Source organism: Acinetobacter sp. 226-1 (assembly GCF_030329325.1).
In the GTDB taxonomy this organism is placed as follows: Bacteria; Pseudomonadota; Gammaproteobacteria; order Pseudomonadales; family Moraxellaceae; genus Acinetobacter; species Acinetobacter sichuanensis.
Genome location: NZ_JACANU010000009.1, coordinates 48,945 through 61,679, shown reverse-complemented (window position 1 = coordinate 61,679; position 12,735 = coordinate 48,945). Strand labels below are relative to the sequence as shown.

The following is a 12,735-nucleotide window of genomic DNA, read 5'->3' as shown; positions in this document are numbered from 1 at the left end:
CTCAAAGGTTAATTGACTTAGCCTTTGAGTTTATTTTTAGCTTCAAATCCTGATAAAAATGCGAGTAACATCGGAATCTTTTCAGCAAAATTTTCCATTGCATGATTACCTTGCATTTCTGTCACAACAAAAGAAGATGGACGATAAAATTGTTCTGCTTGACGATAATCTAACACCTCATCACCTTGCTGCAATAACACTAAAAAATTTTCTGAATGCTGTAGTTTTTGCACAGCAATCTGTTCTAAAAAATTGAGCTGTGTATTATCTAAAGTCCACTTTTCATTGACTTGATAAGGTAGCTGTTCTATTCCAAATAATGTTCTAAATAATAGCCAAGGTTCTACTGCAGGATTAATTAAAACTGCTGGAATATTAAACTTTTCAGCCAATTGTGTTGCATAAAAACCGCCTAAGCTACTACCAACTAATGCAACATCTTCTAATTTTTCAATCATCGCTGCAACAGTGCTCAGCACTTCATCGGGTGGCGCATTTAAATCTGGCAAATGCAACTGATGTTGGCTAATGTATTGACTATACTGATAAAGCTGTTGCCCTTTTATCGAAAATGGGCTGCTTTGAAAACCATGTAAATAAATAATATTCATCTAAAACCATTTGCAAATTTCAAAGAGCTGATATAAGTTAAAATGCGACATAAATCACAAAATGTTATAAATTGTATAACAGCGTTTATTGTCGGACAAAAAAAATACTGTACTAAAACCTGAAACAGTATGCTAAATAAGTTTCAAGATGAATAATAGAATGACATAAGGATATAAGCCTTGATTTTACACATCAACCCATGTGTGTAATCATTTAGAGGATAGCAATCTATGGCAAGTTTAACACCACTACATGAAACATATTGTAAATGGGATCGCTCCCCTCCGAGTCAAGCTGATGTTCTCGAAGGCTTAGCGCAATTGGTTAGTACACCGTTTACTAGCGTGGTACAAGACCTCATCCAATCCTTACAACGTGAAGTTTTACTCAGTGTGTTTGGTCTAAGTAAGCAAAGAGCTAAACGCTTCCAAGCGCGTCCTTATGTAGAAAAAATTTACCAATTTGGTTTTAACTCACTACAAAATTATGGGCATTATTTTTTAGCACCCAGTTTACGTAAAGTGATTGAGCATTTTCCAAAGCTCCATGATAAACCATTGACCCCAACACTTAATTTTTTAGTCAGCGCTTTAAATGGTGTTTTAGGCGATTATCTTTTAGCGACTCATAATCCTTTAGCGTTATCGACTGTTTTGTATGATCATTATGGTGCAATTCAGAAAGGTGATTTAGCAGGAAGAGTGGTTATTTTTGCCCATGGTTTATGTATGAACCATCTTGATTGGAGCAATCGTGGCAATGGCGGTATTGGAGAAAAACTCCTTGCACAACGCGATAATAATACGATGCTCTATTTACACTACAATACAGGTCGTCGTATTTCTGCAAATGGTCGCTCTTTTTCAAATTTGTTAGAAGATTTAATTAAACGTAATCCACGCATTACCAGTATTGATTTAATTGGGCACAGTATGGGTGGCTTAGTTGCTCGTAGCGCCCTGTTCTATGGTAAGCAAAATATGCATAACTGGATTCATCTGGTTGAAAATCTCGTTTGCTTAGGCTCACCGCATCATGGTGCTGTATTAGAACGCTTTGGTTTTGCATTACAAGACAAAATTGGTCATTTCCCTTTGGTCAAACTGGTCAGTCATATTGTCAATATTCGCAGTAATGGTATTTTAGATTTACGTTTTGGCAGTGTACGTGATGATGACTGGGAACATAATCATGCGCGTATTGGTTTAATGGATGATAATCGTAAACCTGCACCATTGCCATCGTACATTAATACCTATTTAGTTGCGGGTACACTTGAGTTTGAAAATCGTAAAAATCGAACTTTAAAAGTGATAGGTGATTATCTGGTCAGTGTAAAAAGTGCTTTAGGTGAACATCCAAATCCTAAGTTTCAGCTTAAATTACCTGAATCACATAAAGCAGTATTTTATGGGTTAAATCATTTTGATATTCAATATCATCCTGATGTTGCCGAACAAGTTGCAAAATGGTTTTATCCTCATCATGACGAAATCGCAGAAGAGCAGATTCGTAAGTACTTGATCAAGCTTGAAAGTATGCGTGGTATTGTTGAAACCTAAATGATCTCGATATAAAACTATCTTGATATAAATTGTCCTAATATAAAAAATGCCAACTCATGTTGGCATTTTTAGTTTAAGCAGGATATTTTCGGAAAAGCTGCCATAGACTGATTAAGGTCAAAACACTAAAAAATAAGCATGACCAAACAGGTAGTGATTGTCCTAGAAATGTCCAGTCAACCATAGCGCATTCACCAGATCCCTTGAGTACATTTTCAAAAACTGCCTTTAATGGCAAGGTATCTACCCAATAATCTAAGCCCGGTCCACAACTTGGTACTTGGTCTTTAGGTAGGTTTTGCAACCAAACATGACGGGCAGCAACGCCTACAGACCAAGCAATCGCTAAAGTACCTAAAAATGCATAAAAACGTTTAAATACATTTGTTTTAGGATTATGCAGTAAGGCGATTAAAGAAATAAGACCTAAACCAATCAAACCAATGCGTTGAAAAACACAAAGTGGGCATGGGTCTAAACCTTGTACATGCTCTAAATACAGAGCAAATGCCATCCCAATAACACTTGCCAAAAATAAAAAACCACTTACAACACGGTAACTCTGCCACTGCATGGCTGTTCCTCTAATTTTTTCTCTAATTTATATCATCTAAATTTGGCAAGATAGTCTTCAAAACTTAAATCTGTTTCTTGCTCAAGTTGCTGTTGTTGTTGCAATGATGATGCTGTCAGTTGCTCAAAATACGCTAAAGTTTCTGGACTTAATACATGTTGTTCGTAATATTTTACATGGCGATGTGCCATTTCACTACCAAAGCTCCACGTTCCGCCGCTTTGTAAAGTATCTTCAATCACTTGCGCAGATAGTGTTTGATCAACATCGCTGATACGTTGTTGCATTACAGTTAAAGCATCTACATAAAGTGTCGTTTCATAACTTTGATTGAGCATTTCAGCCAAAGCTTGCATGGCTTGAATATGGTGTTCTGCCCATTCTCGAAGTGGATATTCAGCATCAAGCTCTTGGATCATCACATTTTCTGCACGTCCACGATTGACCACTTCGTTTTGATTTTTTTCAATCATATCCTGTTCTTTTTCTAAAAGTTCAGGACTATCTTTGAGTAAACAATACAAGGCTAAAACTTCTAAAAAGCCTGCCGTTGTTTCATCAATCCCAATTGCAACATAAGGGTTAACATCAACAGCGCGCAATTCTACATAGCCAATGCCGCGTTTAGCTAAAGCTTCAGAGGGTGTTTCCCCTGCTTGTGGCACTTGTTTTGGGCGTACCAAACTATAATATTCATTTTCAATTTGCAGCACATGGTCATTGATCTGAATAGGTTCACCTTGTTCATCATTTAGACCTAAATGGCTAAATTGTGCATAAGGTGTATTGACTGCTTTTTGTAATTCTGCAACATAACATTTAAGGTTGTTATAATGGATTCCCAATTGTTTTTGGGCAGAATTTTGATAACCAAAGCGTCCCATACGTAAAGCAGTCGCATATGGAGAAAATAAAGTACCTTTCACCAAAGGCAACAAATGATGGTCTCGTCCTGTCATAAAACATTTACAGACAGATGGACTTGCTCCCACCAAATACATCACCAAAGGGGTTAAACGAATAAAATTACGCACTAAGCCTAAATAACGATGACTACGATAGTCTTGTAAACTCAGATTTTTTAATTCATCGTCGGTTTCATGTTGTTGTAATTGTTCAAATAAATGATCAGGAAATGAAACATTATAATGAACACCTGAAATGGTCTGCATACGACGACCATAACGAATACCTAAACCATGACGATATAGCGTTTTAAATTTACCAATATTTGAGCTGCCGTATTGTGCCAGTCGAATATTTTCTTCTTGGTCATCCAACATACATGGCATAGATAAAGGCCAGAGTTTTTCATCATTTTCTAAATGACGATGCACAACCGCATGAATATCTGTTAAATAACTGAGTGCTTCAGGAATACTCTCTTTTGGTGGTGTAATAAACTCCATCAACGCTTCAGAGTAATCTGTTGTGATATGTGGATGGGTCAGCGCTGAACCTAATGTCTTAGGATGATCGGCTTGGGATAAAAAACCATTGCTTTGCATGCGCAAGCTTTCACGCTCAATACCGCGCAACATACCTTTGAATAATGCAGAATCAACCCAAACTGGTAAAACTGTAGGAAAAACTGCTTCGGGTTGACTCATTAGTTACTCACTTATCTTAAAGAATTTTTAAAATAAAATATTTCTGATGACGCAGTATAACGTGAATTATCGATATACTGGCATAGCTGCCAAACTTTTAAATAGAATATTCATTTTATTTCGGCATTTTTTTATCACAAATTAAGCCTTTTAGACATGTTAAATTTGTGATTTTATAAAAGAATTAGTTTACAAAAGATCAAAACCTATGAAATATCAAGATATCCTTAATTTTTGGTTTAATGCCGACACTCAGCCTTTTTGGTTTCAAAAAAGTACTGATTTTGATCAACAATTGCATCAGCGTTTTGCTGATATTTTAAATCAAGCCAAACAAGCAGAGCTTTGGACATGGCGTGAAAATGCAGAAGGACGTTTGGCAGAAATCATTGTACTTGATCAATTTTCTCGAAATTTATACCGTGATCAAGCAGCAGCCTTTGCTCAAGATGCTTTAGCACTAGCTCTTGCCCAAGAAACAATTCAACTGGGTTTAGATCTGCAGTTACAACCTGAGCAACGTTCATTTTTGTATATGCCATTTATGCATAGTGAGTCAAAAGTCATTCATGAAGAAGCATTAAAATTATTTGAGGCTTTAGGCAACCCGATCAATTTAGATTTTGAAAAAAAACATAAAGTCATTATTGATCGTTTTGGACGTTATCCACATCGCAATGAAGTTTTAGGGCGCGAATCTACACCCGAAGAAATTGAGTTTTTAAAACAACCCAATAGTCGTTTTTAATCTCAGACAGATACCCTTCTTTTTAGTCACTGATGTTACGCAGTAGTTCTAAAATTATACTTTGGATCTAGAAGAATGTTGATACGCGGAAACGTCATCCGCAATTGTTCGAGGCAGGACTCCTCCTTATAAATAAAGTTTCTGCGAAATATTCAATCTTTTGACGCTAGTGAACGAGTTCTGCGGATGACAATGGTTTTGCCTACTTTTCCCGAAAGAAAAGTAGGTCGAGCCGAGGGCTAACCCCTAAATTTAAACTTTGGATATAGAACTCCCTCGTGTAATTTAGATTTTTCTATTTTTAGCGATGTAATTTGAATCAAATGCGTAACATCAGTTAGTCAGATACACCAAGATGGAGGAAAATACTTCCATCTTGACCTTCAAAAATAAAATCGTTCCAAGCGCACTCATACCATGAATGTGTCTGCACATCGACTTGATAAATTTTTTGTACTTTGAGTAAAAACTTTATCTTTTCAAGTATTTTTTGTACATAATCAAGTTGTACATCAATAGAAGTAAGATAAAAATCTTGATATTTATCATCTAAATAACACAAGCCTGAACCTGAACCAATCAGCTTTTCATCAATATCGTCAGATTTTTGATAACTAAAAAGCCATGCTCTCAGTACATCACGCACTTTTAAATCAGTAAGAGACAATTCCTCAAATGTAACTGAAGCTGCTGGGTAAATCTCTAAAAAATAGTGTTGAAATGCAATTTGACTTTGCTCACAAACCTGAAGATTAACGATTTCAAAGCTATAATCATGATTGGTCTTTGTATTAAGCAATGCAAAGGTATCTAAAATTCCAGCCAAACGCCCCAATTCGAAGTTAATATTTTGCATCATTGATCTAATTTTTATTCCACTGTGTAATTATATACTGCTTTTGAATTAACAAAAATCTTCTTGAAATTCATGCTCAATCCATCAACGTAGAATAAGATTATAAAAGATAAATTTCTCCCATTTTATAGATTTCTTTTCCACGCTGAGAAGGAGCAAAACATGAAAAATCTATGGATGTGTTTAAGCATTGTTGCAACACTCACAATGACAGGTTGTGCGACGACGCCAAGTAAACCACTTACTTTTGATCAGCTTGGGCAATTTTCAACTTTGCCATTAAATGCCCATACTTTTCGTATCAGTTTTCAAACACGTAATATGAGTTATGGCACAGCCGAAGAAATTACATTGTTAAAATCTGCACAAACGACAGTACAAAATGGCTTCCAATTTTTTAAAGTCCTTGATGATCCAAGCAATCGTACTCAACAACCTCCACGTAAAGCCGTCGTATATCCAACACCAAATTATTATCCTTATGGATATCGACGTCATGGCGCATTTTTCGACCCATTTTATGATATGCCGCAAGTGGTTACTCTAGATCCTACGCAAGTTGCATATACGATTGAATGCTTTAAAGACCAAAAATCTGCACCTACTGATGCTTTTGATGCTCGTTTAATTTTGCAATCATTGGGTCAAAAATATGGGCTTAGTCCGACAGGACAAGTACTCCAACCTCAGATAACTGATGTAACATCAACAAAACAATAACGTTTAAGGTGCTGAATGAGTAAGACTGAAGTTGCAAATGTACCCAGTTTAAATCGAAGTAAACGCTTTGCCACAATTGCACTCATTGTGGCGATCGTTACTTGGTTTTTATTGATTATTTCAGCCAAACTCATGCCCGAATATGCATGGTTTATTCATATCTTGATGCTCGGTGCAGAAGCAGGTGTGGTCGGTGGTTTAGCCGATTGGTATGCGATTACGGTATTATTTCGCAACCCTTTTGGCAAAATTCCTATTCCTAAGTTTTTAAAAGATCACACTGAAATTATTCCACGCAACAAAGCACGTATTGCTGAGTCTATGGGTAAATTTGTTCAGGAAAATTTTCTTTCACCGCAAATTGTTGAAAAAAGTTTACAGAAAACTGACCTCACTTTAGCCGTTGGGCAATGGCTTGCCGATCCCAAAAATAACAGCCAAGTGACAGATGTCATTCAACAAACAGTACCTAAAATTTTCGACTTTGTGGGACAACAACAAATTGGAAATTTCATTCAAAATAATAGTGTTCAATGGATTAAAAATACACGTATTAATCATTTAGCCAGTGAAATGCTGCGTGCTGTTTTAGAAAATGACTTCCACCAAGATGTGCTACAACGTGGCTTAGATATGGCACATGAATGGATGATCCATCATCCTGAGCAAACACAAGATTTAACTCGACGTCTATTTAAAGAATTAGGTGTTTGGAAACTCGCTAAAGGTGCAAGTTGGATCGGGATTGATGTTCAACAGCGTACGATTGATTCATTACTTGAAAAAGTTGAAGCGATTTTGGCTGACCCTGAGCATTCATTTCGTAAAAAACTTGAAGAACTTACACATGACTTGATGCTCCAACTTGCGGACAACCAAAGTGCTGTAAGTATTCGCCTGAATGAAACTAAAAATGCCCTTCTTGATAGTGAGTCTGTGTTGAATTTCATTACAGGTGCAGTGGTTATTTTATGTGATGCAATTAAATCAGACTTAATGAAAACGGACTCAGGTATAGCCACAAATTTACGTGTGGCGATTCAACAAGTCGGTGAAAATCTCATTGCCAATCAATCTGTACGCCAACTACTTAACCAACGTATGAGTGAAATGGCAATTCATTTAAGTGATCAATATAGCGAAAAAGTCATTCGTTTTATCAGTGAACGTATTCATGAATGGGACTCTCGTGAAATGATTGATAAAATTGAGAATGAAGTGGGTGGTGACTTGCACATGATTCGCGTCAATGGTGTTGTTGTTGGTGCTTTTATTGGTCTAACTTTAGGTGTGATTCGTGCAGCAATTGATTTTATGGTTTAGTGAATTTAAAGCATCATTCAAAAACATATATTTATTGTAATTTGTACGTTTAAGCGTACAACCTATGAGGGATTTAGCCAATATACAACTTTATTCAAAATTTATATTATAGATTTATAGAGAGCAGGATGCTCCAGAAAAAAATAAGAAAAGACAACAAAGGACATGTAGGTACAACAGGAGTTATACCTGAGTAACAAATACAAAAAAAGCCTGACAGGATGTCAGGCTTTTTTTTCATCTATCTTATTTTTCTAACTGATGTTACGCAGTAACTCTAAAATTAAACTTTGGAGCTAGAAAAATGTGGATACGCGAAAACGTCATCCGCAACGTGTTTGAGGCAGGACTACTTTAGATAGAAATGTTTCTGCGATGTATTTATCAATTTGCGGTAGTTGACGAGTTTTGCGGATGACAATGGTTTTGCCTACTTTTGCCAAAACAAAAGTAGGTCGAGCCTGAGCAAGTCAAAGTATACTTTGATGAAGCGCAAGACGCAGTGGCTAATCCCAAATTTCAACTTTAGATGTAAGATCCCATCGTGTAAATTTAGCTTTTGCTTTTTTCAGCTATTTAATTTAAATCCAATGCGTAACATCAGTAAATAATAAAAAAACATGAAAATTATATTGGATTAATGATGAAATGGTTGACTTCAATTTATGTATCTTATGCGCTTTTAGACGCTATTTTTAGGCTTAAAAGAATTGATTTTTATCATTTTAAATCTACATTTTTCATGGTTTTGTCATTGAAGCAGCTTAGCATCAAAGCTCATTTTAGCCATATGAAAAACAACAATGAAATATCAATATTTAGCTTTATCTATAATGACTGCCAGTGTATTGGTTGGCTGTGGAAATGATAAAGACAATACAACTGAACTTCCAACAAACTCAAAGCAAGTTTTAACATTAGAACAAACCCTTCAGTTTGGAGATCAAGATTGTCGTTTTGGTGGTACGGTAAAATTCTCTGCATTAGATTTAAATAACAATAAAAAGCTAGAGACTGATGAAATTCAAAAAACAGAAAATAAGTGTATTACGCAGAATTTATTTGCTCATGGTGTACATTTGAATTATGAGCTGATGGATATTAAAGGAATTGTCGATGGTGCAAAAGCTGGCAATTTTATTGAGTTTCGTCGAGGTGGATTTGGTTCAGATTTAGTTGCTCATCCAAAGCATAAAAATCAATATTATGCTTTGACAGACCGAGGACCAAATGCAGATTTTAACTTGAATAAAGACAACGGAAAAATGTTTCCAGATCCTTCATACACACCACGTATAGGTTTGTTTGAAGTGCAAACAGATGGAACTGTGAAAAAAATAAAAGAAATTTTACTCAAAGATCGTACAGGTAAAAATATTACAGGTTTGCCAAATCTCAATTTTGGTTCAACTAAAGAAGCAGCTTATGATATTTATGGAAAGTTATTAAAACAACAAACGGATGAATATGGTTTAGACCCTGAAGGTTTAGTGGCACTTGCAGATGGAACTTTTTGGGTATCTGATGAATATGGTCCACATATTGTGCATTTTGATGCAAATGGTCAAGAGCTTGATCGAATAAATGCTTTTACTGATGATACACGTCGTATAGGTGGCTATATTTTACCTGCTGAGTTTGCGAAACGTCGCCCAAATCGTGGTATGGAGGGATTAACCGTTACACCTGACGGAAAAACATTGGTAGGCATTATGCAATCGACCATGGATAATCCAAACAATAGTGTGAATAAGTCGGATTTGACTCGTATAGTCAGCATTGATTTAGTCACGAAAAAAGTAAAACAGTATTTATATAAGCAAGAAGGTGGTACCAAAGCATATTCAAACTCTGCGATTACTGCGTTAAGTAATACTTCATTTTTAGTACTGGAACGTGATGGAGATTTTTATAAAGATAATCAAAATGCTTTTAAACGTGTATATAAAATTGATTTACGCCAAGCAACGAATTTAGAAGAAGTTAAGGAAAATAACCAAATTAAACAAGATGAAAAACTGGGTTTAACGATTGATGGGAAAACTTTGGAACAATATGTTTTAGCTGAAGGTTGGCAAGGTTTAACTGCTTTAAATATTATTGTACCAAATAAAACTTTGGTATTGGATATGAATAAACAAGTAAAATTTCCACATGATAAAATGGAAGGGCTATGGCTGATCGACCAAGAACGTTTAGGTTTAATTAATGATGATGATTTTTCATTATGGGTAAATAATGGCGCGCTTGAACAAAAATATTTAGATCAAGATAAAAAAGTTATTGATACGAATACTTTATATATTATCGACCATTTAGATTTAAAGCCAATTCCATAAAATATAAAAATAACCAGAGTTTGATTCATTAAAAACTCTGGTTTTAATAAGTGACTTGTGATTATAAACTGATATGAATACGGCTAAATTAACAAACTATCATATTTTTATTACTTTTTTAAAATTGGGCTGTATTGGTTTTGGTGGTCCTGCAGCACATTTGGTTTTATTTCATAATATTTTAATCAAAAAAATGCGTTGGTTAGATGAAGCACAATATTATCAAATATTAGCTTTAGCTCAAATTTTACCAGGACCAACCAGTAGTCAAGTTGGAATAAGTATTGGTTATCTTAAAAATGGTTATTTAGGCGCTTTTTGTGCTTGGTTGGGTTTTACTTTACCTTCTGCCTTGTTGATGGCGAGTTCAGCATTATTTGGGCAATATATTTTTAACACATTGAATAATATATTTTTTCATATTATTCAGCTCATTGTTTTGTCAGTGGTTATTTGGGCATTTTGGCAAATGTTAACCACTTTATGTCATCAGCTCTGGCAATATGTTTTGCTGATTTTTTCAGCAGTTTTTATTTATACTGTGTCTATGGCGATGAATCAATTCATTGTGATTTTTATTGCGGCTCTCGTTGGTGGGTTTTTAGCAAAAGAGCAGCATCAAAAAGAAATTTTTTTAAAAGACTCTGAAGCTAAACTAACTATTATAAATATAAAAAATTCTAAAGCTTATATTTGGCTATTCATTTTTATTGTGCCTTTTTTCTGCTTTCCACTATTTAATCATTTTTCCCCTTCGGTTTTAATACAAAGTATTGAAGGTTTTTATCAATCCGCTTCTTTAGTTTTTGGCGGTGGGCATGTTATTTTGCCATTACTGCATCAAGAATTTGTGAGTACAGGGCTAATTTCAAATGATAAATTTGATTTAGGTTATGCTTTGGTGCAATTCGTACCTGGTCCATTATTTAGTTTTTCTAGTTATTTGGGTGCATTATTACCTTTAACATCCTCAGTCACTTTGAATATTATTATTGCAAGTTTTATTATATTTGTTCCTTCATTTTTTTTGATATTTGGTACTTTTCCATATTGGTCATGGTTAATGAAGCAAAAAATAATCTATAAGTCTTTGCAAGGTATAAATGCAGCAGTGGTTGGTTTGTTATTGTGTTTAATTTATCAAATGTCTGAAAAATATATTATTCAAAGCACTGATATTATTTTTGTTGTTATTTTAATTTTTTTACTAAGAATGAAATTTCCTGTTTGGTTAGTTTTATTATCTACTTTTTTCATTTATTACTTTTATTTAAACCATTATATTATGTGATTTTTTGCTGAAGATGATGGTTTAAATATTTAATTCTTAATTTAAAAATTCTAATTTTTCAAAAATTTAAAACTTAAATTACTCAAAAAGCTAAACTTATCTATTTTTAATTATTTATAAAAACTAAATAAAAGTGAAAAATATCTAAGTTGAATAACGAAAAGAGAAAAATAATGACTGAATTGACAACAACAGAAAGCGAAAACCGACAAATACCATTTAAGAAAATTATCATTTCCATATTTGTTGTTATCGTGACGATATTTGTAGCGATTGCTGTATTGAGTAATCTTTATCCAGTGCAATCACAAAGCATCACTCAAACTTTACAAGAAGGGTTTTCTAGCAAAAGCTTTTGGACTGCGGCAGGCGTTGGCTTATTTGCTCAAGTCGTAGATGGAGCTTTAGGGATGGCTTATGGTGTAACCGCCAGTACTTTTTTATTGTCCACAGGTGTGCCACCTGCTGCTGCCTCAGCATCTGTGCATATTGCTGAAGTATTTACTACGGGCTTTTCAGGGCTGTCACATTGGAAATTAGGCAATATTAATAAAGCCTTGTTTAAGCGCTTGGTGATTCCTGGTGTTATTGGGGCGGTGATAGGTGCTTATTTATTAACAAATATTGATGGAAATGTCATTAAACCTTTCATTTCAGGATATTTATTGTTAATGGGGATTTATATTTTAATCAAAGCCTTTAAAACGATACGCATTAAGACAGATCCTCCAACCTATGTTGCGCCTTTAGCAGTAACAGGAGGCTTCATGGATGCGATTGGTGGTGGTGGTTGGGGACCAGTCGTCACAACATCTTTAGTTGGTAGTGGGCAAGACCCTAGGACAACCATTGGCTCAGTCAATGCCGCAGAATTTTTCTTGGCAATTGCTGGAGGAGCTGCTTTTGCTTTATTTGGTGGTTTTACTCACTGGACAGTCATTGCAGGTTTAGTCATCGGTGGTTTATTTGCTGCACCTATTGCTGCTGTATTATGTGCAAAATTACCTGCTCGTACACTGATGATAGTGGTGGGGATTTTGATTTCATTATTAAGTATTTATAATTTATACAAAGCTTTAGCTTAGTTTTTGGTCTTG

General features: G+C 35.0%; 11 protein-coding genes. 7 read left to right on the top strand and 4 right to left on the bottom strand.

What is annotated here, in order from left to right:
- Positions 1–17 precede the first annotated feature (17 nt).
- Positions 18–611: a YqiA/YcfP family alpha/beta fold hydrolase gene (locus HX124_RS13445; protein WP_286378144.1), complete on the bottom strand. Its 594-nt coding sequence runs from the start codon at positions 609–611 to the stop codon at positions 18–20.
- 231 nt (positions 612–842) lie between these two features.
- Here HX124_RS13445 and HX124_RS13440 point away from each other — a divergent pair, with 231 nt between their 5' ends.
- Entirely contained in the window at positions 843–2,174 is a 1,332-nt protein-coding gene (locus HX124_RS13440) for a PGAP1-like alpha/beta domain-containing protein (protein ID WP_286383503.1), read from the top strand.
- A 76-nt stretch (positions 2,175–2,250) separates the two neighbouring features.
- On the opposite strand, the gene HX124_RS13435 is transcribed toward HX124_RS13440, so the two are convergent.
- Positions 2,251–2,751 carry a disulfide bond formation protein B gene (locus tag HX124_RS13435; RefSeq protein ID WP_286383502.1) on the bottom strand — a complete coding sequence of 167 codons (501 nt, stop codon included), beginning with the start codon at positions 2,749–2,751 and terminating at the stop codon, positions 2,251–2,253.
- Positions 2,752–2,783: 32 nt separating this feature from the next.
- Positions 2,784–4,361 (bottom strand): glutamate--cysteine ligase, encoded by a 1,578-nt coding sequence (gene gshA / locus HX124_RS13430; RefSeq protein WP_286378145.1) that lies wholly within the window; start codon positions 4,359–4,361, stop codon positions 2,784–2,786.
- Between the two features lie 208 nt (positions 4,362–4,569).
- On the opposite strand from gshA, the gene HX124_RS13425 reads away from it, so the two are divergent.
- The gene (locus HX124_RS13425) at positions 4,570–5,109 is read left to right on the top strand and encodes a DUF924 family protein (RefSeq protein WP_286383501.1); all 540 of its coding nucleotides are present in this window, start codon (positions 4,570–4,572) and stop codon (positions 5,107–5,109) included.
- A 337-nt stretch (positions 5,110–5,446) separates the two neighbouring features.
- Here HX124_RS13425 and HX124_RS13420 read toward each other — a convergent pair whose 3' ends face one another.
- Positions 5,447–5,965 (bottom strand): hypothetical protein, encoded by a 519-nt coding sequence (locus HX124_RS13420; RefSeq protein WP_286418704.1) that lies wholly within the window; start codon positions 5,963–5,965, stop codon positions 5,447–5,449.
- Between the two features lie 162 nt (positions 5,966–6,127).
- On the opposite strand from HX124_RS13420, the gene HX124_RS13415 reads away from it, so the two are divergent.
- The 5 genes from HX124_RS13415 to HX124_RS13395 all read left to right on the top strand — a co-directional run bounded on the left by HX124_RS13415 (position 6,128) and on the right by HX124_RS13395 (position 12,723).
- Complete coding sequence (locus tag HX124_RS13415) at positions 6,128–6,685, top strand: CC0125/CC1285 family lipoprotein (protein ID WP_286378148.1); 558 nt, start codon at positions 6,128–6,130, stop codon at positions 6,683–6,685.
- A 15-nt stretch (positions 6,686–6,700) separates the two neighbouring features.
- Positions 6,701–8,008 carry a DUF445 domain-containing protein gene (locus HX124_RS13410; RefSeq protein ID WP_286383499.1) on the top strand — a complete coding sequence of 436 codons (1,308 nt, stop codon included), beginning with the start codon at positions 6,701–6,703 and terminating at the stop codon, positions 8,006–8,008.
- An 803-nt stretch (positions 8,009–8,811) separates the two neighbouring features.
- On the top strand, positions 8,812–10,347 hold the full coding sequence (locus tag HX124_RS13405) for an esterase-like activity of phytase family protein (RefSeq protein WP_286383498.1): 1,536 nt from the start codon (positions 8,812–8,814) through the stop codon (positions 10,345–10,347).
- Between the two features lie 73 nt (positions 10,348–10,420).
- Entirely contained in the window at positions 10,421–11,638 is a 1,218-nt protein-coding gene (gene chrA / locus HX124_RS13400; protein WP_286383497.1) for a chromate efflux transporter, read from the top strand.
- A gap of 173 nt (positions 11,639–11,811) precedes the next feature.
- Positions 11,812–12,723: a sulfite exporter TauE/SafE family protein gene (locus HX124_RS13395; RefSeq protein WP_286383496.1), complete on the top strand. Its 912-nt coding sequence runs from the start codon at positions 11,812–11,814 to the stop codon at positions 12,721–12,723.
- Positions 12,724–12,735 lie beyond the last annotated feature (12 nt).

Excerpts from the sequence above, each read along its gene's own strand:
- HX124_RS13445 (WP_286378144.1), bottom strand. The coding sequence starts at position 611 with ATGAATATTATTTATTTACATGGTTTTCAAAGCAGCCCATTTTCGATA.
- HX124_RS13440 (WP_286383503.1), top strand. The coding sequence starts at position 843 with ATGGCAAGTTTAACACCACTACATGAAACATATTGTAAATGGGATCGC.
- HX124_RS13435 (WP_286383502.1), bottom strand. The coding sequence starts at position 2,751 with ATGCAGTGGCAGAGTTACCGTGTTGTAAGTGGTTTTTTATTTTTGGCA.
- gshA (WP_286378145.1), bottom strand. The coding sequence starts at position 4,361 with ATGAGTCAACCCGAAGCAGTTTTTCCTACAGTTTTACCAGTTTGGGTT.
- HX124_RS13425 (WP_286383501.1), top strand. The coding sequence starts at position 4,570 with ATGAAATATCAAGATATCCTTAATTTTTGGTTTAATGCCGACACTCAG.
- HX124_RS13420 (WP_286418704.1), bottom strand. The coding sequence starts at position 5,965 with ATGCAAAATATTAACTTCGAATTGGGGCGTTTGGCTGGAATTTTAGAT.
- HX124_RS13415 (WP_286378148.1), top strand. The coding sequence starts at position 6,128 with ATGAAAAATCTATGGATGTGTTTAAGCATTGTTGCAACACTCACAATG.
- HX124_RS13410 (WP_286383499.1), top strand. The coding sequence starts at position 6,701 with ATGAGTAAGACTGAAGTTGCAAATGTACCCAGTTTAAATCGAAGTAAA.
- HX124_RS13405 (WP_286383498.1), top strand. The coding sequence starts at position 8,812 with ATGAAATATCAATATTTAGCTTTATCTATAATGACTGCCAGTGTATTG.
- chrA (WP_286383497.1), top strand. The coding sequence starts at position 10,421 with ATGAATACGGCTAAATTAACAAACTATCATATTTTTATTACTTTTTTA.
- HX124_RS13395 (WP_286383496.1), top strand. The coding sequence starts at position 11,812 with ATGACTGAATTGACAACAACAGAAAGCGAAAACCGACAAATACCATTT.